The sequence below is a fragment of the Nocardioides sp. NPDC127503 genome, assembly GCF_040302165.1.
Classification (GTDB): domain Bacteria; phylum Actinomycetota; class Actinomycetes; order Propionibacteriales; family Nocardioidaceae; genus Nocardioides.
Map to the genome: position 1 here is coordinate 566142 of NZ_JBEORH010000002.1, position 23036 is coordinate 589177.

General features: G+C 69.7%; 24 protein-coding genes. 8 read left to right on the forward strand and 16 right to left on the reverse strand.

The genetic code is table 11. From position 1 onward, the window contains the following. Positions 1 to 37: 37 nt before the first annotated feature. Positions 38 to 949, forward strand: a complete 912-nt coding sequence (locus ABTW65_RS06725; RefSeq protein ID WP_350659186.1) for a dioxygenase family protein — start codon at positions 38 to 40, stop codon at positions 947 to 949. Here the strand turns inward: ABTW65_RS06725 and ABTW65_RS06730 are convergent. From ABTW65_RS06730 to ABTW65_RS06745, 4 genes are all read right to left on the reverse strand, one after another. After that, entirely contained in the window at positions 907 to 2148 is a 1242-nt protein-coding gene (locus ABTW65_RS06730; protein WP_350659187.1) for an AGE family epimerase/isomerase, read from the reverse strand. The two genes, ABTW65_RS06725 and ABTW65_RS06730, sit on opposite strands and share 43 nt — an antisense overlap. Then, entirely contained in the window at positions 2145 to 3014 is an 870-nt protein-coding gene (locus ABTW65_RS06735) for a carbohydrate ABC transporter permease (protein ID WP_350659189.1), read from the reverse strand. Before ABTW65_RS06735 ends, ABTW65_RS06730 begins: the two co-directional genes overlap by 4 nt. Beyond that, the gene (locus ABTW65_RS06740; RefSeq protein WP_350659190.1) at positions 3011 to 3949 is read right to left on the reverse strand and encodes a carbohydrate ABC transporter permease; all 939 of its coding nucleotides are present in this window, start codon (positions 3947 to 3949) and stop codon (positions 3011 to 3013) included. Before ABTW65_RS06740 ends, ABTW65_RS06735 begins: the two co-directional genes overlap by 4 nt. A gap of 100 nt (positions 3950 to 4049) precedes the next feature. Continuing rightward, positions 4050 to 5321: an ABC transporter substrate-binding protein gene (locus ABTW65_RS06745; RefSeq protein WP_350659191.1), complete on the reverse strand. Its 1272-nt coding sequence runs from the start codon at positions 5319 to 5321 to the stop codon at positions 4050 to 4052. Between the two features lie 168 nt (positions 5322 to 5489). Between ABTW65_RS06745 and ABTW65_RS06750 the strand changes: the two genes are divergently transcribed. From ABTW65_RS06750 to ABTW65_RS06775, 6 genes are all read left to right on the forward strand, one after another. Beyond that, a complete protein-coding gene (locus tag ABTW65_RS06750; protein ID WP_350659192.1) occupies positions 5490 to 6662 on the forward strand; it encodes an ROK family transcriptional regulator in 1173 nt (390 codons plus the stop codon). Between the two features lie 23 nt (positions 6663 to 6685). Then, a complete protein-coding gene (gene nemA / locus ABTW65_RS06755; protein ID WP_350659193.1) occupies positions 6686 to 7777 on the forward strand; it encodes an N-ethylmaleimide reductase in 1092 nt (363 codons plus the stop codon). Positions 7778 to 7840: 63 nt separating this feature from the next. Continuing rightward, positions 7841 to 10258 (forward strand): GH92 family glycosyl hydrolase, encoded by a 2418-nt coding sequence (locus ABTW65_RS06760; protein ID WP_350659194.1) that lies wholly within the window; start codon positions 7841 to 7843, stop codon positions 10256 to 10258. A gap of 43 nt (positions 10259 to 10301) precedes the next feature. Further along, complete coding sequence (locus tag ABTW65_RS06765) at positions 10302 to 10550, forward strand: FitA-like ribbon-helix-helix domain-containing protein (protein ID WP_331907837.1); 249 nt, start codon at positions 10302 to 10304, stop codon at positions 10548 to 10550. Next, on the forward strand, positions 10547 to 10948 hold the full coding sequence (locus ABTW65_RS06770; RefSeq protein WP_350659195.1) for a type II toxin-antitoxin system VapC family toxin: 402 nt from the start codon (positions 10547 to 10549) through the stop codon (positions 10946 to 10948). Before ABTW65_RS06765 ends, ABTW65_RS06770 begins: the two co-directional genes overlap by 4 nt. 11 nt (positions 10949 to 10959) lie before the next feature. Next, on the forward strand, positions 10960 to 11127 hold the full coding sequence (locus ABTW65_RS06775; RefSeq protein ID WP_350659196.1) for a hypothetical protein: 168 nt from the start codon (positions 10960 to 10962) through the stop codon (positions 11125 to 11127). Positions 11128 to 11299: 172 nt separating this feature from the next. On the opposite strand, the gene ABTW65_RS06780 is transcribed toward ABTW65_RS06775, so the two are convergent. Further along, positions 11300 to 12502, reverse strand: a complete 1203-nt coding sequence (locus ABTW65_RS06780; protein ID WP_350659197.1) for a damage-control phosphatase ARMT1 family protein — start codon at positions 12500 to 12502, stop codon at positions 11300 to 11302. Between the two features lie 75 nt (positions 12503 to 12577). Between ABTW65_RS06780 and ABTW65_RS06785 the strand changes: the two genes are divergently transcribed. After that, positions 12578 to 14047, forward strand: coding sequence for an NCS2 family permease (locus ABTW65_RS06785; protein WP_350659276.1), 1470 nt, complete (start codon positions 12578 to 12580; stop codon positions 14045 to 14047). A gap of 36 nt (positions 14048 to 14083) precedes the next feature. Here ABTW65_RS06785 and ABTW65_RS06790 read toward each other — a convergent pair whose 3' ends face one another. Genes ABTW65_RS06790 through urtB form a run of 11 tightly spaced genes read right to left on the reverse strand, consistent with a single transcriptional unit; the run spans position 14084 to position 23035 of the window. After that, entirely contained in the window at positions 14084 to 15097 is a 1014-nt protein-coding gene (locus ABTW65_RS06790) for an Atu2307/SP_0267 family LLM class monooxygenase (protein ID WP_350659198.1), read from the reverse strand. Between the two features lie 13 nt (positions 15098 to 15110). Beyond that, positions 15111 to 15857 (reverse strand): urease accessory protein UreD, encoded by a 747-nt coding sequence (locus tag ABTW65_RS06795; RefSeq protein WP_350659199.1) that lies wholly within the window; start codon positions 15855 to 15857, stop codon positions 15111 to 15113. Continuing rightward, positions 15838 to 16575 carry an urease accessory protein UreG gene (ureG, locus tag ABTW65_RS06800; protein WP_350659200.1) on the reverse strand — a complete coding sequence of 246 codons (738 nt, stop codon included), beginning with the start codon at positions 16573 to 16575 and terminating at the stop codon, positions 15838 to 15840. Before ureG ends, ABTW65_RS06795 begins: the two co-directional genes overlap by 20 nt. Beyond that, entirely contained in the window at positions 16568 to 17230 is a 663-nt protein-coding gene (locus ABTW65_RS06805; RefSeq protein ID WP_350659202.1) for an urease accessory protein UreF, read from the reverse strand. Before ABTW65_RS06805 ends, ureG begins: the two co-directional genes overlap by 8 nt. A 5-nt stretch (positions 17231 to 17235) precedes the next feature. Next, entirely contained in the window at positions 17236 to 18930 is a 1695-nt protein-coding gene (locus tag ABTW65_RS06810; RefSeq protein WP_350659203.1) for an urease subunit alpha, read from the reverse strand. Next, entirely contained in the window at positions 18930 to 19244 is a 315-nt protein-coding gene (gene ureB / locus ABTW65_RS06815; RefSeq protein WP_350659204.1) for an urease subunit beta, read from the reverse strand. Before ureB ends, ABTW65_RS06810 begins: the two co-directional genes overlap by 1 nt. A 13-nt stretch (positions 19245 to 19257) precedes the next feature. Beyond that, positions 19258 to 19560 (reverse strand): urease subunit gamma, encoded by a 303-nt coding sequence (locus tag ABTW65_RS06820; RefSeq protein ID WP_350659205.1) that lies wholly within the window; start codon positions 19558 to 19560, stop codon positions 19258 to 19260. A 25-nt stretch (positions 19561 to 19585) separates the two neighbouring features. Further along, positions 19586 to 20263 carry an ATP-binding cassette domain-containing protein gene (locus tag ABTW65_RS06825; protein ID WP_350659206.1) on the reverse strand — a complete coding sequence of 226 codons (678 nt, stop codon included), beginning with the start codon at positions 20261 to 20263 and terminating at the stop codon, positions 19586 to 19588. Further along, positions 20263 to 21021 (reverse strand): urea ABC transporter ATP-binding protein UrtD, encoded by a 759-nt coding sequence (gene urtD / locus ABTW65_RS06830; RefSeq protein ID WP_350659208.1) that lies wholly within the window; start codon positions 21019 to 21021, stop codon positions 20263 to 20265. The genes ABTW65_RS06825 and urtD overlap by 1 nt, the downstream gene beginning before the upstream one ends. Continuing rightward, entirely contained in the window at positions 21018 to 22154 is a 1137-nt protein-coding gene (gene urtC, locus ABTW65_RS06835; protein ID WP_350659209.1) for an urea ABC transporter permease subunit UrtC, read from the reverse strand. Before urtC ends, urtD begins: the two co-directional genes overlap by 4 nt. After that, the gene (urtB, locus tag ABTW65_RS06840) at positions 22151 to 23035 is read right to left on the reverse strand and encodes an urea ABC transporter permease subunit UrtB (RefSeq protein ID WP_350659210.1); all 885 of its coding nucleotides are present in this window, start codon (positions 23033 to 23035) and stop codon (positions 22151 to 22153) included. Before urtB ends, urtC begins: the two co-directional genes overlap by 4 nt. Between the last annotated feature and the right edge of the window lies 1 nt (position 23036).

Here is a 23036-nt window from a genome sequence, read left to right on the forward strand (position 1 = left end):
AAGCAACAACTATTGGGCCGAACCGCAGGAGACCGCCATGACCACCGCATCCGAGAGCACGACCGCCGCGGCGGACGCCCGCCTCCCGCAGACGCATCCGTTCGCCCAGCACCTTCGGGCGGTCCACGAGCGAGAGGCGGCCGATCCGCATCGAGTCTGGACGCCGGCCGACGGGCCGCTGCCGAGCCTCTATCTGTCCCACGGCGGTGGCCCGCTGCCGCTGCAGAGCCCCGAGTGGCTCGACCCGCTGCACACCTGGGCACGGTCGCTCCCCCGGCCGAAGGCCATCCTGGTCATCTCCGCCCACTGGGAGTCGGCGCCGCTCTCGATCAGCGCGACCCGCCCCGACGAGCTGGTCTACGACTTCGGCGGCTTCGACCCGATCTACCACTCGGTGCGCTACGACACCCCGGATGCGAGCGAGCTCGCCCGCACCACCGCGGCACTGATGCCCGACGCCGAGACCGCCCACCAGCACACCCGCCGCGGCCTCGACCACGGCGCCTGGGTGCCGCTGAAGATCATGTACCCGGCCGCCGACATCCCGGTCGTGCAGCTCTCGCTGCCCACCGAGGACCCCGACAAGCTGCTCGCTCTCGGCGAGCGCCTGCGGCCGCTGCGCGAGGAGGGTGTGCTCGTGGTCGGCTCGGGTCACATGACCCACGGGCTGCCCTTCATCACCCGCGAGATGATGACCGAGAACAAGCCCGCCGGATGGTCCTCCGACTTCGACTCCTGGGCCGCTGACGCCCTGGACCGCGGCGACGTCGCCGAGCTGGCCAGGTTCCGCACCGCCGCCCCCGGCATGCCGTACGCCCACCCGACCGTCGAACACTTCACCCCGCTCTTCGTCACCCTGGGCGCAGCCACGGACCCGGCGGCTCCGGTCACCACGACCCTGGACGGCTACGGCCTCGGGCTCTCCCGGCGCTCGTTCCAGGCGGCCTGACCCTCGCCGAGCCGAGCCAGCTGCACCGACAGCACCGGCGCCAGCGGCATCCGGGCGAGCAGCAGGGCTTGGTAGGCGTGGTAGACGTCGGGCTTGCCGTGCCAGATCACATGCGAGGGACGGTTGTGCTCGTCCAGCTCGTGGTGCCAGCTGCCGAGCTCGCGGTCGATGAGATGCGTCTCGATGTACGCCTCGAACCGCTCACGCCACTCGTCATAGACCGCCTCGCCGGTGCGGGTGTGCAGGGCGCCGGCGGCGGCGAGCGCCTCCGCGGCCACCCAGTGCAGCCGTAGCCGGGTGACCGGCGTGCCGTCCCACGAGGTCGTGTAGACGAAGCCGGGACCGGCGTCGCCGGAGTCGACCCAGCCGACCTCGACCGCGCGCTCGAAGAGCGCCCGCGCGTCCTCGACCAGCCACGACGGCGCGTCCGGCAGGCTCGCGTCCAGGTGCAGGAGCAGCCGCGACCACTCCAGCAGATGTCCGGGCGTACAGCCGTAGGGGCGGAACGGGTCACCGGGACGGTCGGCGTTGTAGTCCAGCAGCGGCGACCAGGAGAGGTCGAAGTGCTCGGGAAGGTCATAGCCGTGGGAGCGCGCGACGCCGTGGATCAGGTGCTCGGCGATCGCCAGCGCCCGTTGGTGCCAGGCGGCGTCGCCGGTGACGTCGCCCGCGGCCAGGAACGCCTCCACGGTGTGCATGCTGGAGTTGGCGCCCCGGTAGGCCTCCCCCGTACGAAGGTCGCGCTCGAGGCTGTCGACCACCCGGCCGGAGTCGTCGAGGAAGTGCTGCTGCATCACGCCCAGCGCCTCGTCGAGCAGCGCGTCCGCACCGGGCACACCGGCCGCGACGCCGCTGCTCGCGGCCAGGATCACGAAGGCGTGGGCGTACGCCTCCTTGAGCGTGCCGACCGGCTCGCCCTCGGCCGAGACCGAGGCGTACCAGCCACCGAACTCGTCGTCGCGCAGCGCACCCGATAGCGCCCGGATGCCGTGAGCGGCGAGGTCAGCGGCGTCGTCGACGTCCCCGCGCAGGTGCGCGAGGGCGAAGACGTGCGTCATCCGGGCGGTGATCCAGGTGTGCACCGGCTCGGCCGGGTCCGGGCGACCCGACTCGTCGAGCCACCAGAACCCGGCGGGCGAGGCCGCCGACGGCCGGGCGAACCCAGCCAGCCGGCGGCACTCGGTGTCCGGATCGATCATCCCTTGACCGAGCCTGCCATAAGCCCGCCCACGAAGTAGCGGCCGAGCAGGATGTAGATGATCAGGGTCGGGACGGACGCGATCAGCGCGCCCGCCATGCTGGCGGAGTAGTCCTGCATCTGACCGCTCGCCAGGAAGTTGAGCGCGATCGTCACCGGCCCGTTGCGCGAGGTGGAGAAGAAGAGCGCGAACAGGTAGTCGTTCCAGGCCGAGGTGAACTGCCACATCAGCACGACCACGAACGCCGGCGCGGAGATCGGCAGGATGATCGAGGCGTACGTCCGGAGCATACCGGCGCCGTCGACCCGAGCGGCCTCGACGAGCTCGACCGGGACCGCCGCGTAGTAGTTGCGGAAGATCAGCGTGGTGATCGGCAGGCCGTAGACCACGTGCAGCACGATCAGGCTCGGCACTCCCGAGGGGACGCCGAGGTTGCTCATCAGCTGGACCAGCGGAACCATCACGGCCTGGTAGGGGATGAACATCCCGAACAGGATCAGCGTGAACACCACGTCGGCGCCGGGGAAACGCCACTTCGAGAGCACGAACCCGTTCATCGAGCCGAGCACCGAGGAGATGATCGAGGCCGGGATGACCATGGCGAAGGTACGTCCCAGGGCCGGCCCGAGCTGCTCCCAGGCACGCGCCCAGCCGGCCGTCTCCCAGGACTCGGGAAGCTTCCAGGCGTTGGCGGGGGTCGCGTCGCCGACCCCCTTGAAGCTGGTGACCAGCAGGACGTACGCCGGGATCAGGACGATCAGCGCGAAGATGATCAGCAGGGCGTACTTGATCGTGCGCCAGACCCCGCGCGAGCGTACGCCCGGGATCTTGGTCGCGACGGCTGCCGGGATGGCATCAGTAGTCATCGGCGGCGCTCCTGACGGTAGGTGGAGACGAGGTAGGGAACGATCAGGATGGCCACGATCACGAGCAGGATCGTGCCGATGGCGGCCGACTTGGCGTAGTCGCCGCGGGTGAACTCGACCCACATCTGGGTGGCCGGCACCTGCGTCGTGTAGTTGGTCTGGCCCGCGATGGCCATGATCAGGTCGAAGACCTTCAGCGACATGTGGCCGATGATGATGATCGCCGAGAGGGCGACCGGGCTCAGCTGCGGGAAGATGACGTGGCGGTAGAGCTGCCACTCAGAGGCGCCGTCCATCCGGGCCGCCTCGCGCAGCTCCTCGGGGATCCCGCGGAAGCCGGCCAGGAAGAGCGCCATCACGTAACCGCTGAGCTGCCAGATCGCGGGGACCGCGATCGCGAGGATGCCCCACCGCTCGTCGGTCCACCACGGGTTCTGCAGGAAGTCGAGGTGGAGCGTGTCGAAGAGCCGGTTCAGGCCGGAGGCACGGTCACCCTCGGCGTTGTTGAGCAACCAGCGCCAGACCACACCGGAGGCGACGAACGAGACCGCCATCGGGAACAGGTAGATGGCGCGGAAGAGCGACTCGCCGCGGGCCTTGCGCTCCAGCAGCCACGCCCACAGGAACCCCAGGCACAGGGTGCCGACGAGGAAGGCGGCGGTGTAGAGCAGCAGGTTGCGCAGCGAGTAGATGAAGTCGTCGTCGGTGAACAGGTCCCGGTAATTGTCCAGGCCGGCGAAACCCTGGGACGGCCCGATGTTGTGGCGGTCCTGCAGGGACGTGTTGATGTTGGACCCGATCAGGCCGTAGACGAAGACACCGATGACGATGACGGTCGGCAGGATCAGGAGTACGGGTGCGACCCACCCGTGGCCGCCGATGCGGCCCTTGGGCCGTCGTGGCCGCTTGACGGCGCTGGGCACCGTGGAGGACATGTGTCCGTCCTTTCACAAGGGGCGGTCGAGGGGCCACGGCGGATGGTGCGGCCGCAGCCCCTCGACCAGATGAATCTCGTCAGGCTCGAATGAGCCCCGGTCACTCGGGCTTGTTGTCCTCGGCGGCCTCGACGAGGCCCTCCTGGAGCTCGGCGACATCGTTGTTGCTGCCGAACTTCGCGACGGCGGAGGTGACGTCGGTCAGCCAGTTGACCGAGGTCGCGGCGCCGTGGGCGAGCGAGGAGACGATCTCGTCCTCGCCCCACGACTTGATCGCGGTCTGCTGGTACTCACCGAAGTCGGCGGTGTCGGCGGTGGTGCTGGCCGGGATCGAGCCCTTGGCCTTGTTGAAGGCCACCTGGCCCTCGTCGCTGGCGATGGTGTCGAGCCAGGCCTCGGTGCCCTCGGGGTTCGGGCCGTCCACCGGCATGGTGAACGAGTCGGCCAGGAAGTCGAAGACGCCCTCGGTGCCCGGAACCGGGACCGCGGTGTAGTCGGTGCCGAGCGTCTTCTTCTGCTCCTGGAAGGCGGCCTCGGCCCAGTCGCCCATGACGTTGAACGCGGCCTCGCCGTCGATGACCAGCTGGGTCGCGTCCGGCCAGTCGAGACCCTGGCGGTCGGTGTTGGTCAGCGAGAGGAGCGTGTTGTAGTCCGCCAGCGCGTCCTTGACCTCGCTGCCGCCCCAGTCGGTGGTCCCGTCCCACAGACCGTTGTACGCCTCGACGCCCAGATCGGCGAGGAGCACGGTCTCGAGCAGGTGGACCTGGGTCCAGTCGGTCGCGATCGAGAGCGGGATGATGCCCTTGGCCTTGATCTTCTTCAGGTCCGCGATCCAGGCGTCGAGCGAGTCGTAGGTCTTGTTGGCCTCGATGCCGGCCTTCTCCAGGACGGCCGGGTTGGCCCACAGGACGTTGGCGCGGTGGATGTTCGAGGGGACGGAGTAGATGCCACCGTCCTGGGTCAGCCGCTCGAGGAGACCCTCGGGGAACTGCTCGTTCCAGCCCTTCTCCTCGTAGAGGTCGGTGAGGTCCTCGATCTGGCCGGCGTTGATGTAGTCGGTCAGCTCGGCACCCGCGTGCGCCTGGAAGGTGGCCGGCGGCTCACCGTTCTGCAGGCGGGACTGGAGCACGTTCTTCGCGTCGCTGCCTGCGCCACCGGCGACGGCGCCGTTGACGAACTTCAGGTCGGGGTTCTGCTCATCGAACACCTTGACCAGGGCGTCGAGCCCGGCCTTCTCACTGCCCTCGGCCCACCAGGTGAAGACTTCCACCTCATCGGTGCTGCCGCTCTCGTTGTCGCTGCCGCAGGCGGAGACCGCCAGCAGGCTCAGGGCGGCCAGGCCGGCGGCCAGGGCCTTACGCGTTGCGTTCATCTTTGATCCTCCGGTTGCGCGACCGCCACGTCGGTGTGTGATCTGGGTTACTCGCGGTCGCGTGCCGGGCAAACGTACGCCTCTCGGTTCTGTGCAGTCAACGCATAACGCAGGACGTTTTCAACCTGAGATCTGTCGTAAATCGACATAATCCCCTACAGTCACGCCATGACCACTCCGGAGTCGCGGCTGCGCGTCGCCAACCGTTCGCAGGTTCTCGACCTGCTGGGACGGTCGGCGCCGGTCAGCCGCGCCGAGCTCGCCCAGCGCACCGGGCTGTCCCGCAGCACGGTGTCGAGCATCGTCCAGGAGCTGCTCGCCTCCGAGCAGATCGTCGAGACCACCGGCGCCGCGCTGGCCCGTGGCGGCGGGCGACCGCCGTCACTGCTCACCATCAGTGGCTCTCCCGGCACGCTCATCGGCGTCGACATCGGCCATCGCCACGTCCGGGTCGCGGTCGCCGACCTCGCCGCGAAGCCGCTCATCGACCACGAGATCCGGCTCGACGTCGACAACTCCGCGGTCGAGACCATCGACCGGGCCGCGGCCCTCGTGCGCGAATGTCTGGCCGAGGTGGGCATCGACCCGAGGACCGACCGTGTCCTCGGCGTCGGCATGGGGATCCCCGGCCCCGTCGACCCGCACAGCGGCATCGTCGTCTCCCCCATCCTCGGGAACTGGATGGACCTGGCCCCGGGCGAGGAGCTCGCCCGCCGCATCGGCCTGCCCGTCCAGATCGAGAACGACGCCAACCTCGGCGCGCTCGCCGAGGTCGAGTACGGCGCCGCGCGCGACGTCGACGACGTCATCTACGTCAAGGCGTCCAGCGGCATCGGCGCCGGCCTGGTCCTCGCCGGCAAGCTCTACCGCGGGATCACCGGGATCGCGGGCGAGATCGGCCACGTACGTTTCGAGGACAACGGCCCGATTTGCCGCTGCGGCAACCGAGGCTGCCTGGAGAAGGCCTTCGGCGGCTCCCGGCTGGTCGAGCTGCTGCAGCCCGCCTACGACGAGACGCTCACCGTCGAGCGCCTGCTCGAGCTCGCCCAAGAGGGCGACATCCGGGTCAACCGGATCCTCGACGACGCCGGCCGCGCGGTCGGCCGGGTGCTGGCCGACCTCTGCAACCACCTCAACCCGGCGCTGATCGTGGTGGGCGACACGATGCGCCAGTCGGAGTCCTTCGTGATGGGGATCAAGGACTCGATCGACCGCTTCACCCAGCCCGACACCGCCGCGGCGCTCGACGTCGTCCCCAGCGAGCTCGGCGACAACGCGGGCGTCATGGGGGCGCTGGTCATCGCCGGCTCGGCCGCTCCGGCTTCGCCGGGAACAATATGAGCGGTTGCTCAGTTAGGCGCGATGTGACTTCACTCTTCTCGCAGCTGAGCCTGGGTTCGACGACCCTCCCCAACCGCGTCCTGATGGCGCCACTGACCCGGATGCGTGCCAGCCGGCCAGGCGACGTACCCAACCCGTTGATGGCCGACTACTACCGGCAGCGCGCCTCGGCCGGGCTGATCATCTCCGAGGGCACCCAGATCTCGCCGCAGGGCAAGGGCTACATGGACACCCCGGGCATCTACTCGCCCGAGCAGGTCGAGGGCTGGCGCCACGTCAACGACATCGTCCACGAGGCCGGCGGCCGGATCGCGGCGCAGCTGTGGCACACGGGCCGGGTCTCCCACGAGTCCTTCCACGACGGCGACCTGCCGGTCAGCGCCTCGGCGCTCCCCTACCGCAACCGCACGACCGTACGCGGCGAGGACGGCACCCCGATCCGGGTCAACTGCCCCACGCCTCGCGCCCTGGAGACCTCCGAGATCGCCGACCTGATCGAGGACTACCGCCGTGCCACCCGCAACGCCCGCGAGGCCGGCTTCGACCTCGTCGAGATCCACGCCGCCCACGGCTACCTGCTGCACCAGTTCTCCAGCGCGAGCAGCAACGAGCGCACCGACTCATATGGCGGCTCGCTGGCCAACCGCGCCCGGCTCACCCTCGAGGTGCTCGACGCGGTCATCGCCGAGTGGGACGCCGAGCACGTCGCCATCCGGATCTCCCCGATCGGCTCGTTCAACGGCCTCGAGGACCCCGAGGGTGCCGAGATGGGGCTCTACCTGGCCGCCGAGATCGGCAAGCGCGGCATCGCGTTCCTGCACCTCTCCGAGCCCGACTGGGCCGGCGGTCCGGAGCTGACCGACGACTACCGCAAGCAGCTGCGCGCCGCCCACCTCGGCCCGATCGTGGCCGCCGGCTCCTACACCTCGGAGAAGGCCTCCCGCCTGCTCGAGGCCGACCTGATCGATGCCGCCGCGTTCGGGCGTACGTTCATCGCGAACCCGGACCTGCCCCGGCGCCTGGCGGAGAGCCTTCCGCTCAACGAGCCCGACCTGTCGACCTTCTACGGCGGCGGCGAGGCCGGCTACACCGACTACCCCGAGTGGACCGCCTGAGTTCACCGTGTCCTCGCCTGAACCCGCACGGCGGAGGATGTTCCTCTGGAATCGTTCTCCGCCATGCGGGTTCTTGCGACGTGTGCCTTGTCCCTCGCGCTGCTGGGCGGCGCGTTCACTCCGTTCTCGCCGGCCCGGGCCGCTGCGCCGCCCGCCGGTGATCCGGTGGCGCTCGTCGACCCGCTGATCGGGTCGTCGAACGGCGGCAACACCTACCCCGGAGCCGTACGCCCCTTCGGGATGCTCTCCTTCAGCCCGACCTCCACGGCGGGCGACCAGACCAACACCGCTGCGTCGAACGGCTACTCCTACGACACCACGCGGCTGCGCGGCTTCTCGCTGACCCATGTCAACGGCGCGGGCTGCCACCCCGGCGCCGCCGGGGACGTGCCGATCTTCCCGCACACCGACGAGATGACCGGCTCGCCGACCGCGGACGTGACCGATGCGACGTACGCCTCGAACTTCAGCCACGCTGACGAGCTGGCCGAGCCGGGGCGCTATCGGCTGGGCCTGGCCAACGGCGCCGAGGTCGACACCGCGGTGACCATCCGGGCGTCGGTCAGCGACCTGACCTTCCCGGCCGACAAGCCGGCCAACCTGCTCTTCCGCACCTCCAACTCGCTCAACGGCAGCGAGACCGCGGTGACGCGGATCGACGAGGCGAAGCGGACCGTCAGCGGCTCGGTCCTCACCGGCGCCTTCTGCGGCCGGCGTGGCAACGGCGGCGGGAGCAACAAGCGCTCCTACTACCGGCTCTACTTCACCGCGCAGTTCGACCGCGGCTTCTCGGCCCACGGAACCTGGGTCAACGGCGAGCTCCAGCCGGGCAGCACCGAGGCGCGCGGCGGCGAGGGCTACGAGACCGGCGCGGCCCGCCAGGGGCAGGGCTCGGGCGGCTACGTCTCCTTCGACCCGAGCAACGACCAGAGCGTGCGGATGCGGATCGGGATCTCCTACACCAGCCAGTCGGCTGCCGAGGCCAACCTGGCGGCCGAGATCGGGCGGCGCGACACCGTCTCGACCATCGCCTCGGAGGCCAAGGCCGAATGGCGCAAGGCGCTCTCCTCGATCGAGGTGGCCGGTGGCACCGATGAGGAGCAGACCGCCTTCTACACCGGCCTCTACCACTCCTACCTGCAGCCCAACGTGATCTCCGACGTGGCCGGCACCTACTGGGGCAGTGACCAGGAGGTTCACCGGATCGAGCGCGGTCAGCAGGCGCAGTACGGCAACTTCTCCGGCTGGGACCAGTACCGGGCCCACACCCAGCTGCTCGCGCTCCTGGAGCCGCGCGTGGCCGGCGACTTCGCCCGCTCCCTGCACGCCTACTCGCGCCAGCACGGCGGCGTCTGGGACCGTTGGGTCCACCTGAGCGGCTGGACCCACGTGATGACCGGCGATCCCAGCGCGCCCACGCTGGCCGGCTTCTACGCGCTCGGCGTACGCAACTTCGACGCTCGGGGCGCCTACGACTCGCTGGTCCGCCAGGCCACGGTGCCGCACCCCGACGGGCTGTCCAGCTACGGCTGCCCCGGGCAGTGCATCGGCCAGCGGCCGAACCTGGCCGAGTATCTCGCCAAGGGCTACGCACCTCAGGACACCTGCCGCTGCTGGGGCGGCGCCGCGGAGACCCTCGAGGACGCCGTCGCCGACTACTCCCTCGCCGACTGGGGCCGCCGCCTCGACGCCGATCGGGCGCAGACCGACTCGCTGATGGAGCGAGCCGGCTGGTGGCAGCACACCTTCAACCCGGCGGCGACGGCGACGGACGGCTACCAGCAGGCCCGCAACGCCGACGGGAGCTGGGTCTCCGGCTTCACCCCGGCGACGCAGACCGGCTTCGCGCAGGGCAGCAGCGCGACGTACACCTGGATGGTTCCGCACGACGTCGCCCGGCTGGCCGAGGCCGTCGGCGGACGGGAGCGGGCGATCCAGCGGCTGGACGCCTTCTTCCACAAGGCCGACGGCTCCTGGCAGTACACCGGGGGCGACGCGCTGCGCTACGACCCGACCAACGAGCCCGGCATCCACGTCCCGTGGATGTACAACGCGCTCGGCGCGCCCTGGAAGACCCAGGAGACGGTGCGGGCGATGGCCGACCTCGCCTACGGCACCGGCCCACGTGGCCTACCCGGCAACGACGACCTCGGCACCATGTCGGCGTGGTACGTCTTCTCCGTGATGGGCATCTACCCGCAGGACCCCGCCCGCGCCGAGATGCTGCTCTCCAGCCCGGTCTTCGAGCGGGTGGTCATCCACCGCGGGAACGGCGTCGACATCACGATCGAGTCCCCCGGCGCCGGCGCCGAGAACATCTACGTCCAGTCGGTCACCCTCGACGGCACGCCGCGTACCCAATCGTGGCTGCCGGAGTCGGTGATGAACCGCGGCGGCACCGTCCGGATCGACGTCGGCGCCGAGCCGAACCGCTCCTGGGGCACCGCCGAGGCGGACCTGCCGATCTACCACACCGACTGACCGTGCACTTGATGCGAGGTCATAATGCACTCATAATGAGTGCATGGCCTATCTGCAGATCCGCGACATCCCCGATGACGTACGCGACGTCCTCGCCCAGCGCGCGAAGGACCGTGGGCAGTCGCTGAACTCCTACCTTCGGGACGTCGTCCTCCGGGAGGCGTCGTTCGCCAACAACCAGGCCCTGATCGACCGCGTGATTGCCAGCAGGGGCGATTCGAAGTTCACCACCGAGGACGTGCTCGCCGCACGGGACACGGCTCGCGGCGAGCGCTCCCAGGGCGCCGCGTGATCGTCCCAGACGCTTCCGCGGTCACTCTCCTCTTCGCAGACCCCGACACCGACTTCCGGGTCAACGCGGCGACCCAGATCCTCGCCGCCGACCCCGAATGGGTCGTCCCGGAGGTCTGGCGCACCGAGGTACTCAGTGTCTTCCGGGGACTCCTTTTGGGCGGCAAGCTCACCGACCTGGACGCCGAACAGGCGTTGCACTGGCTCCAGGCGATCACGGTGATCACCGCACCGACCGGCCCTTGCCTCACCCGAATGTGGGAACTGCGCAGCAACCTGTCGACCTACGACGCCAGTTATGTCGCAGTCGCCGAGTCACATGACCTCACCCTCGTCACCGCCGACGTACGCATCTCCAAAGCCGGCGTCGCGCGCTGCCCGGTGAGAACGATCAATTGACGGGTCTCAGTTTGCGGTCGCCGACTCACCACGCCGTGATGGGCCATGGGCTGCCGTTGGAGGACGTAGACGAGGCTGCCGAGAACCGGATGCTCCGCAAGCAGCTCTTGGGAACCGGCGAGCGGAAGTTCGCCTTCCTCGTGGAGCCTCAGCGCTGGACAACAACACCGGCGGCGTAGACGTTATGAACCGCCAACTTGACTACCCCCTTGATCGGCCACGTCATCGAGCCCGGGACATCACACTCGTGACAGGCCTTCGGTCGTGATGAGAGTCAGCTGACCATCGGTCGTCTGACGAGGCTAGTTCTGGCCTCGATAACTGGAGCGCAAGCACATGCCCTCGGCGCTTTTACGAGAGACGTGCCTGGATCACCGCATGGGTCCCGTCGGTGCGCCAGCCAGGTTCGTGCGCTTCCAGGAGCGCGAGGCGATCCTCCGGGATACCGACGGCCAGGTCGGACTTCAGTGTCCGCAGCGCCACCAGCGGCGCCGGGAAATGCTGGACGAGGTCGGAGAAGCTCGAGGTGGGCGCCCACTGCCGGTCGCCGACGAGGCGACGATAGTTGAGGTCTCCCTTGATGATCACGAGCTCGGACTCCCTGATCTCATCGGTGAGGTCGCCGGGGATGTCGTGGAAGGTCAACGGACTGCACCAGAAGGCATGGGTCCGGACCTCGATCCTTCCGTCGGTGATCGCCGCCCCGAGCCGGGCTGCCATGTCGGCCGTTGCCCCGGTGTGGCTGCTGAGGTGAGCAAGGATCGTGAAGAGGTCATGACCGGTGGCGTCGGATACGAAGTAGGGCCGGGGCTTCAGGTGCATGACCACGCGTCCTGCCCGGCCTGTGCTCAGAAGGCGGTCGATGAGAAGGAGGTCAGAGACGAGTTCGCGGCCGGCGTTGTCGGCGATCAGGTCCACCCTTGCCGGCTCGCGCTCACCCAGATGAGCCCAGACCTGGTTCGAGTCATCGGCGATGAGGTCATCGACCTGAACGGCATCGGCAGCATGCGGCTTCGAGAGGCGGAACCCGAGGTCGGCTCGGTTGCCCCACAACGACGCGAGCAGTGCACTGTGCAGCCCTTCATCCTCCGGAGCGGAGAGGACGCTCGCAAGCTGGTCCAGGTCACGAACGAGGTCGGCCGATCCGAGCTCGGCGTCCTTCTGTGGTTTGAACGGGTCGACCCCAGCCCAAGGAACATCGCGGAAGTAGTCGGTGGCCTGCAGCAGAAGCCGATAGAAGTACGACTCCGCCCACAGGAACGGAACCTCGAGCCAGGTGCGACCCACGTACGGAGCTGCCCATGACTCCCACTCGGCTCGGTCCGCCGAGGGCTCGGTGAAGGGTGGTACGACGCCCTGGATCACCTCATCAAGGCGGTCGAGGTTGCGCTGGACCGATGGTGGATACGGGATGCCCGATCTCACCTTCGCGATCAACTCCGGGTGTCGACGGGTCAGCACGCCATGGGCGAAGGATCCGGGCTCCTCGGAGTCGATCTCCTCAGCGGTCGCACTCTGGCCGATCCCCGCCATCAGGCTTCTTCCCTTCTGCAACGGGAGGTCATCTGGCCGATCTCGTCAGGGACGTCGCGGATCCGAAGGTCGGCCATGCACTCAGTATCTGCGAAGATGCGGGGCGTGAGCACCTCGACGCCATCACGCACCAACGCTCTTGACCGGTTCTTCCAGATCAGCGCCCGTGGCTCCACGGTCGGGCGCGAGGTCCGCGGCGGCGTGGTCACGTTCTTCACGATGGCCTACATCGTCGCGCTGAACCCGCTGATCCTCGGGTTCGCGGAGGACGTGAACGGCGACCTCCTCGGCGGCACCAGCGGCGACAACCTGGCCGCGATCGCAGCCGGAACCGCGCTGGTGGCAGGCGTGATGACGATCCTGATGGGCGTCGTCGCCAACTATCCGATGGCGCTGGCCACCGGCCTCGGGCTCAACGCGTTCGTGGCGTTCTCGATCGCCGGCCAGATGACCTGGGCCGACGCGATGGGCCTGGTGGTGATCGAGGGTCTGGTGATCCTCGTACTGGTCTTGACCGGGTTCCGGGAGGCCGTCTTCCACGCCGTTCCGCGCGAGCTCAAGACCGCGATCTCGGTCGGGATCGGCATGTTCATCGCGGTGATCGCCTTCGTCGACGCCGGGTTCGTACGCCGCATTCCCGACGCCGCGAACACCACCGTCCCGGTGCAGCTCGGCCCGACCGGGCAGCTCGCGGGCTGGCCGGTGCTGGTCTTCGTCATCGGCCTGGCCCTGGTGATCACCCTGTGGGTGCGCAAGGTGCGCGGCGCGATCCTGATCTCGATCGCGGCGACCACGGTGCTGGCCATCATCGTCGAGGCCATCGCGGACCTCGGCGCGAGCAGCGCCGAGAACCCGACCGGCTGGTCGCTCAACGTCCCGGCCATGCCGGACAAGATCGTCGACTGGCCCTCCTTCTCGACGCTGGGCGAGTTCAACCTGCTCGGATCCTTCGAGAGCGTCGGCATCGTGACCGCGGTACTGCTGATCTTCACGCTCATGCTCGCCGACTTCTTCGACACCATGGGCACCATGACCGCGATCGGCTCCGAGGCCGGGTTGCTGCGCAAGGACGGCACCCCGCCGCGTACGCGCTCGATCCTGGTCGTCGACTCGCTGGCCGCCGCGGCCGGCGGCGCGGGCGGCGTCTCCTCCAACACCTCCTACGTCGAGTCGGCCTCCGGTGTCGGCGAGGGCGCCCGCACCGGTCTGGCGGCGGTCGTCACCGGCGTGCTCTTCCTGCTCACCACCTTCCTGGCTCCGCTGGTCACGGTGATCCCGTCGGAGGCGGCGGTGCCTGCCCTGGTGCTGGTCGGCTTCCTGATGATGCAGCAGGTCAAGGACATCAACTGGGCCAACCCGGACATCGCCATCCCGGCATTCCTGACGATCGCGCTGATGCCGTTCACCTACTCGATCTCGGTCGGCATCGGCGCCGGCTTCCTGGCGTACGTGCTCATCCAGGTGGTCCGCGGCAACGCCAAGAAGGTGCACCCGCTGATGTGGCTGGTCGCGGCCATGTTCGCCGTCTACTTCGCGATCCACCCGATCTCGAGCTGGCTGGGCTGACCTCCTGGGGCTCACCCGGGGCGTGCTGGGGCCGCGTCAGCCCAGCATGTCCTTGACGAGCGGCACGACCTGGGTGCCGTAGAGCTCGATCGAGCCCATCAGGTCCTCGTGGCGCACCTGGCCCTGGTCGTACTTCAGGTCGAACCGGTCGACGCCGAGCACCTTGATGGTGCCGGCGAGCTTCCGGGCGACCGTCTCCGGCGAGCCGACGTAGAGGGACCCGCCTTCGATCTCGCGCTCGAAGTCACCGGGCGAGGGCGGCGGCCAGCCACGCTCGCGACCGATCTGAGTCCGCATGGCCAGCCAGCCCTCGTATACCGTCTCGCGGGCCTGCTCATCGGTCTCCGCGACGAACCCGGGCGAGTGGACGGCGACGCGCTGGCGCGGCACCCCGAACTCGTCCTGGGCGCGCTCGAAGAGGTCGATGTAGGGCGCGAACCGGTCGGCCGGACCGCCGATGATCGCCAGGAAGAGGCCGAAGCCGTGGCGGGCGGTGCGTACGACCGACTCCGGGCTCCCGCCGACGCCGACCCATGCGGTCAGGCCGTTCTCGGTGCGCGGGAAGACCTCCTGGTCGGTGAGCGCCGCGCGGGTGCGGCCCTCCCAGGTCACCTTCTCCTCCTTGAGCAGGGCGGCGAGCAGCTCGAGCCGCTCCTCGTAGTCGGCGAGGTCGAAGCCGAACAGCGGGAACGACTCGGTGAACGACCCACGCCCGGCGACGATCTCCGCGCGACCCTGGGAGACGGCGTCGAGGGTTGCGAACCGCTCGAAGACCCGCACCGGGTCGTCGGAGCTGAGCACGGTCACCGCGGAGCCGAGCCGCAGTCGCTCGGTGCGGGAGGCGACCGCGGCGAGCACCATCTCCGGGCTGGAGACAGCGAAGTCGCGGCGGTGATGCTCCCCCACCCCGAAGAAGTCGAGCCCGACCTGATCGGCGACCACGCCCTCCTCGACGATGTTCCGGATCACCTGCGCGTGGTGCTGCGGCTTGCCCTCGGCGTCGCGGGTGACCCCGCCGAAGGTGTCCAGGCCGAACTCGATGTCAGTCACGCCTGTTGAAACCTCAACCAGTCGTGGCGCATTCCCAGGGCCCTGCTGGGACCTCGTGGGTCTCGCCGGTCAGGTGGCGCCACAGAGTGCCGCCGCACTCGAGGTCGAGCCTGCCGTCCGGGCAGACGTCGGGCGGTACGTCTCGCCCGAGCGCGGTGACCGACGCGAGCACGCGGTGTTGGCCGAGGATTCCGGGGGCCAGCGAGCTCGCGTCCAGGTCGAGGGACTCGATCAGGAGCGGTCGCCCGTCGGCCTGATGAGCCGACCAGGTGGTCGCCACCCGGCCGGGGCGCTCACGGTGGCGGCCGAGGACGAGGGTCTCGCGCAGGGCAAGCCTTGCGCTCGGCGCGATGGTGACCCGGGTGTCGCGGGTGACGTCGGCACCGGCGGAGACCACGAAGGGCTCGCCGGCCCAGACCAGGGTGGCATCCGCAGCGAGGGTGATCGCGACCGACCAGGACGCATGCCCGCCGTCCATGTCGTAGGCGACCGTCCCGGCCGGCTCGACCAGGGTCAGGCTCGCGCCCTCCCCTACCTCGACCTCGACCGTGACCTGGTCGCCGGCCAGGAGCATCGCGCCGTCAGGGACGAGCGAGATCCGCGCCGAGCGGGCGTCGCTGGAGAGCAGCATCGGTCGCAGGGCCGGCGCGGTCGAGGGTCCGGTGACGTCGGTCTCCACGCGCACCCGGCCACCGTCGACCGCCCCGATCCGCACCTGGGTCAGTGAGCCGCTGGCCAGCTCAGGCGTGCTGGTGGTCATGTTCGTGCGTGTGGCTCGTGCCGTCAGCGTGGAAGTGCGGCGCCATCGGACCCGGGTCAGCCGGGACCAGCGCACCGCCGCGGTGCCGGGTCAGCTCGGACCTCACCCACTCCACCAGCGCCTCGACGGAGGCCGGATCGGTGCGGGAGAGCGCGATGACCGGACGACCCTCGCGGACCGACCCCGCGTCGGAGACCATCGCGATCGGGTCGACACCGACGTACGGAGCCAGGTCGGTCTTGTTGACCACGAGCAGGTCGGCGCGCTCGATGCCGGGGCCGCCCTTGCGGGCGACGTCGCCACCGCCGGCCACGTCGATCAGGAAGATCTGGGTGTCGACCAGCGCCGGCGAGAAGGTGGCGGTGAGGTTGTCGCCGCCGGACTCGACCAGGACCACGTCGAGTGGCGCGAACTCCTCCTCGAGCTCCTCGACGGCGATCAGGTTGGCGGTGACGTCGTCGCGAATGGCGGTGTGGGGGCAGGCGCCGGTCTCGACGGCCCGGATGCGGGCCGGGTCGAGCACGCCGGCCGATCGGAGGAAGCGGGCGTCCTCGTCGGTGTAGATGTCGTTGGTGACCACACCGATCTCCAGGTCGGCGGAGAGCTCGCGGCACAGCAGCGCGATGAGCGAGCTCTTGCCGGTGCCGACCGGACCGCACACCCCGATGCGCAGTCCCCTGCCGTCCTTCGTTCCGTCCTTTGTCGCGTTCTCAAGCACTGAACAACCTCCTGGTCGTGTGGGCGTGGGTCTGGGCCCACAGGTCTAGCTGAGGCGCGCTGGGCGCCGGGATGTGAAGGGGCTCGGTGAGCGGGGCGACCTCGGCGGCGAGCCGCTCGGCCTCCGGGAGGAGGTCGTACACCCACGAGGTGGAGTCGAGCGGGTCGAGGGGCAGCAGCTTGAGGGCTGCCGAGGCGACCGTCTGCAGATCGTCATACGCCACCAGCCGGCCCAGCGAGGCCGGCGCGACGCCACCGGTGGCGGCCGCCGCGGCCAGGACGATCGGGCGGCAGGGCCGCTCGAGGCCGGCCACCGCCGCGAGGTGCGGCGAGTCCGGGAACAGTCGCCCGACCAGCCGCAACAGCGCGCGACCAAGCGTGCGCGAGGTGTCCCGCATCGGGGCCGCGGGGGTGCGGGCCGCCCAGGCATCGAAGACCGGCTCCAGCGGCAGACCGGCGCGCAGCCGGTGCAGCGCCACCACCGCCGTGCCCGCCTCGACCCGCACGACGCTGGCCAGTCGCGACCGCATGAAGACCGGCACCTGCTCGGCGGTGAGGCCGGAGCGTACGGCTGCCTCCAGCTGGCCCGACTGGGTGTGGCCGGCGACCGGGAGGCGGGCGTCGGCGAGCAGCATCATGAGCAGGTCGTCTGACATCGGGCTCAGAACATCGAGTAGAGCTGCGTCAGCGGCAGCTCGGTTGCGGGGGCGGGCTCGATCAGCTCGCCGTCGACGTGGATGCGGAACGTCTCGGGCTCGACCCGGATCTCGGGGGTCGCGGAGTTGTTGATCATGTCGGCCTTGCCGATCTCGCGCGTGGGTGCGATCCCGACGAGGCGGCGGCGCAGGCCGAGGCGATCGGCCAGTCCGGCCTCCAACGCGGCCGGCGCGACGAACGAGACCGCGTGGTCCGCGCCCGGCCCCACCAGCGTCGGGCGCATGAGCACCGGCTGCGGGGTCGGGATGGAGGCGTTCGGGTCGCCGAGGGCGCCCCAGATCAGGGCGCCGGACTTCATCACGACCTCGGGCCGGATGCCGAAGAACCGCGGGTCCCACAGGACCAGGTCGGCCATCTTGCCGGGCTCCACGGAGCCGACCTCGGCGGCGATCCCGTGTGCGATGGCGGGGTTGATCGTGTATTTCGCGACGTACCTCTTGGCTCTGATGTTGTCCGCCTTCCCTCCCAGCGAGCCGAGCCGGGCCTTCATGGCGTGGGCGACCTGCCAGGTGCGGCAGATGACCTCGCCGATGCGGCCCATCGCCTGTGCGTCGGAGGAGGTGATCGAGAGGGCGCCGAGGTCGTGGAGTACGTCCTCGGCGGCGATCGTGGTCGCCCGGATCCGGGACTCGGCGAAGGCCAGGTCCTCGGGCACCCGCGGGTTGAGGTGGTGGCAGACCATCAGCATGTCGAGGTGCTCGGCGACGGTGTTGACGGTGTGCGGCAGCGTCGGGTTGGTGGAGCCGGGGATGATGTGAGACAGCGAGGCGACCGACAGGATGTCGGGCGCGTGCCCTCCCCCGGCCCCCTCGGCGTGGAAGGCATGGATGGAACGGCCCGCGATCGCGGAGACCGTCGACTCCAGGTAGCCGGCCTCGTTGAGCGAGTCCGAGTGCAGCGCGACCTGCAGGCCGTGCTCGTCGGCGGCCTTGAGTGCGGCATCGATCGCTGCCGGGGTCGAGCCCCAGTCCTCGTGGACCTTGTAGGCGGCGGCGCCGGCCAGCGCCTGCTCGGCGAGCCCGGCCGCGGAGACGGTGTTGCCCTTGCCCATCAGCAGCAGGTTGACCGGCATGTCGTCGAGCGCGCGGTGGATGGTCTCCAGGTGCCACGGTCCGGGGGTGACCGTGGTGGCCTTGGAGCCCTCCGACGGTCCGGTGCCGCCGCCGCCCACGGTGGTGATCCCGGTCGAGATCGCCTCGACGATCTGTGACCTGGACAGGAGGTGCACGTGGACGTCGATCGCCCCGGCGGTGAGGATCTTCCCCTCGCCGCTGACCACGTCGGTGCCGGGTCCGATGACCAGGTCGGGGTGGACGCCGTCGGCGATGTCGGGGTTGCCGGAGCGACCCAGGGCGACGATCCTTCCGCCGCGGATCCCCACGTCGGCCCGGACGATGCCCCAGTGGTCGAGCACGAGGGCGTTGGTGATCACGGTGTCGAGAGCCCCCTCGGCCCGCGGCACCGTCGACTGGTTCATCGACTCGCGGATCGACTTGCCGCCACCGAAGACCGACTCCTCGCCACCGGCGGTCAGATCGTCCTCGACCTCGATCCACAGGTCGGTGTCACCGAGCCGCACCTGGTCGCCGGTCGTGGGGCCGTAGAGCGCGGCGTACTCGGTCCTGCTGATCTCCACCATCACGCCTCCTTGATCTGGATGCCGGGGACCCGACGAGATCCCTTGAGCGCGACGATCGCGACCTCACGCGACGCGCCGGGCTCGAACCGGCGCGAGGTGCCGGCGGGGATGTCGAGCCGGAACCCCTCGGCCGCGTCGCGGTCGAAGTCGAGAGCGGAGTTCACCTCGGCGAGGTGAATGTGGGAGCCGATCTGGACCGGCCGGTCGCCGGTGTTGAGGACCACCAACGTACGCCGCTCCGACTCGCTCCGGTCGGTGTTGACCTGGATGGTGCCGTCGGCGACGCGTACGGCTCCGGGACCGCTGGACTGCATGGACATCTCCGCTTCAGGCGATCGGCTGGTGGATGGTGACGAGCTTGCGGCCGTCGGGGAAGGTCGCCTCGACCTGCACCTCGACGAGCATGTCGACCACGTCGGGCATGACCTGCTCGCGGGTCAGCACGGTGCGGCCCCGCGTCATCAGGTCGGAGACCGAGGCACCCTCGCGCGCCCGCTCGATCACCCAGGTGGAGATCAGGGCGACGGACTCGGGGTAGTTGAGGAGCACCCCACGGGCGAGCCGGTCGCGAGCGACCATCCCGGCCACGGACAGCAGCAGCTTCTCGGTGTCGGACGGGGTCAGATGCATCTCGCCAACTCTCTGGACGGCCGGCCTAGACGGCCAGCTGGGATCGGACGTGATCGTGCGCCTCGGAGCCGCCGTCACCGCGCGCGGTGATCCGGCCGGACTCGAGGATGTAGTAGGCAGAGGCCGTACGCAGGGCGAACCCGACGTGCTGCTCGACCAGCAGCACGGTGAGGTCGCCGCGACCGGTGAGCTCGGCGATCACCCGCTCGATCTCGGCGACGACGTTGGGCTGGATGCCCTCGGTCGGCTCGTCGAGGATGAGCAGCCGCGGCCTGGTCAGCAGCGTACGCGCGATCGAGAGCTGCTGGCGCTGGCCGCCGGAGAGCAGCCCGGCGCGCCTGCCGAGCAGGTCCTTCAGGGCGGGGAACAGGTCGAGCATCTCGCTGATCCCGGGTCGGTCGCCGACCAGCTGGAGGTTCTCCAGCGCGGTCATGTCGCCGAAGCTCTGCTGGCCCTGCGGGACGTAACCGAGGCCTCGCTTGACGCGTGCGCTCGGGCGCAGCGCGGTGACGTCCTCGCCGTCGAGCAGCACCCGACCGCTCTTGGCCCGGACCAGCCCGACCGCCGCTTTGAGCAGGGTCGTCTTGCCGGCGCCGTTGTGTCCCATCAGCGCCACCGCGGCGCCGGCCGGGACCTCGAGGCTGACCTCGTGGAGCACCGTGGTGCGGCCGTAGCCGCCGGTGACCGACTCGATCCTCAGCATCAGGAGTCCTCCCCTGTCGTTTCGGTGACCGCGGCGACGGTGTCGCCCAGATAGACGCGCTGCACCTCGGCGTCCTCCCTGATATCGGCGGCAGTGCCCTCAGCGATCACCTTCCCCGCGTGCAGCACGGTCACGATGTCAGCGAAGCGCCGCACGAAGTCCATGTCGTGCTCGATGACCACGACGGTCCGCTCCGGGCTGATCCGGCGCAGCAGCTCTCCGGTCGCCTCCCGCTCCTCGGCCGACATCCCGGCGACGGGCTCGTCGAGCAGCATCACCGAGGAGTCCTGCACCAGCAGCATGCCGATCTCGAGCCACTGCTTCTGCCCGTGCGAGAGCACGCCCGCGGGCCGGTCCGCCAGCTCCGTGAGCCCCACGGTCTCCAGCACCTCGGCGACCTGTTCGGACATCCCCCGCCGCGGCAGCATCAGCCGCCACCGCGCCCGATGCACGCCGGCGGCGATGTCGAGGTTCTGCAGCACGCTGAGCTCCTCGAAGACCGTGGCCGTCTGGAACGTACGTCCCACCCCGAGGCGGGTGATCCGGTGCGATGCCAGGGCGAGCAGATCGCGTGTGCGATAGCGCGCTTCTCCACTCCCCTTGGCCAGACCGGTCAGGGCGTCCACGAGCGTCGTCTTCCCGGCGCCGTTGGGGCCGATCAGGAAGTGCAGCCGGCCCGGCTCCAGGGTCAGGGACACTCCGTCGATCGCCACGAACCCGTCGAACTCGACCCGCAGGTCGCTCACCATCAGCGTCATCTCGCTGCCGCCTCCTCGGATGCCGACCGAGTTACCTCGGTCTCGCCCTGCTCTCCTCGTGGAACTCCACGAAGTAAGTGATCGCCCACCGAGTTACCTCGGCGAACATTCAGCCGGCCGACCAGCCCCAGCAGCTGCGCCAGCCCGCCCGGCAACAGCAGGATGACCAGCACGAACAGTGCGCCCTGGAAGTAGGACCACGAGCCCGGGAAGGCCTCGGAGAGCGAGGTCTCGGCGTAGCCGATCAGGAGCGCGCCGACGGCCGGGCCGAGCAACGAGGCCCGCCCGCCCAGCGCGACCCCGGCGAGCAGCCCGATGGAGGCGACCACGCCGACGTCGTCGGGCGAGACGATCCCGGCGATCGGCACGAAGAGGGCACCGCCGATCGAGGCCAGGACGGCCGCGATGACGTACGCCGTCAGCTTGACGTTGGCCGGGTCGGTGCCGAGGAACCGCACCCGCTCCTCGCCGTCGCGGACGGCGACCAGCAGCTCACCGAAGCGGGTGCTGTAGAGCCAGGCCATCACCAGGATCGAGACCAGCAGGATCCCGGCGGCGATGAAGTAGAGCAACCGCTTGTTGGCCGGGTCGAACAGGGCGTACCCGAAGAAGCCCTGGAAGTTGTTGAGGCCGTTGGCGCCGCCGGTTGTCTTCACCTGGCCGACGAGCAGGATCGCGAAGGCGGCGGCGAGCGCTTGGCTCAGGATGGCGAAGTACGCCCCCTTGATCCGCCGCTTGAACACCGCGAGCCCCAGCAGGCCCGCCACGAGTGCCGGCAGGACGAGGATGACGACGAGCGCGAGCCCGCCGTTGCGCAGCGGCTCCCACCAGCCCGGCACCGTGGCGTCGCCGTAGAGCGCCATGAAGTCCGGCACCCCACCGGGACCGGCGTCGGCGAGCTTGAGGTGCATCGCCATCGCGTAGGCGCCGATGCCGAAGTAGAGCCCCTGGCCGAGCACCAGCATCCCGCCACGGCCCCAGGCGAGGCCGATGCCGACCGCCGCGATGGCGTAGCAGCAGTACTTCGCGAGCAGGCCGAGGCGGAAGTCGGACAGGACGGCCGGGGCGAGGACGAGCAGGGCGACCGCGAGCAGCAGCCAGCCGGCGTACGGATAGACCTTCTTCATGCTCATGCCAGGCTCCTGGTCCGGACCGAGAGGATGCCCTGCGGGCGCAGCTGCAGGAACGCGACGATCGCCAGGAAGACGATCACCTGGGCGACCGAGCCGGTCAGGGCGTGAGCAAGGAACGCCTGCAGCAGGCCGATCCCGAGAGCCGCGACGATCGTGCCCTTGAGGTGCCCGATGCCGCCGACCACGACCACGAGGAACGCCTGGACGATGTAGGACGTGCCGAGGTTGGGGCCTGTCGACCCGAGCAGCGTGAGCGCCACCCCGGCCACACCGGCGAGGCCGGACCCGATGAAGAAGGTCGCCCGGTCGGTGCGGCGGGTCGAGATGCCGATGGTCTCGGCGAGATCGCGGTTGCCGACGGTGGCCCGGATCTGCCGGCCGAGGGCGGTGAAGCGGAGCACCGCCAGCAGCGCGGCCACGCACGCCGCCGCCAGGACGATGATGAAGAGCCGGGTCAGCGGGAAGTCGTAGCCGAGGATCGGGATCGAACCGTCGAGCCAGCTCGGCGCGGGCACCTCCTTGGCCGGAGCCCCGAAGATGTCGCGCGCGACCTGCTGCAGGATGAGACCGACGCCGTAGGTGACCAGCAGCGTGTCCAGCGGGCGGGCATACATCCACCGCAGCACGCTCGCCTCGAGCGCCAGCCCGAGCAGGCCACCGATCACGAACCCCACGGGGAGCGCGATCAGCAGACTCAGCTCGGTGCTGGCGACGATGGTCGAGACGACATAGGCGGTGTACGCGCCGGCCATGATGAACTCGCCGTGGGCCATGTTGATGACGCCCATCTGACCGAAGGTCAGGGTGAGCCCGAGGGCGATGAGGAGTAGGACCGCACCGGCGGAGATGCCGGTGAAGACCTGGGCGAGCAGCGCGTCCAAC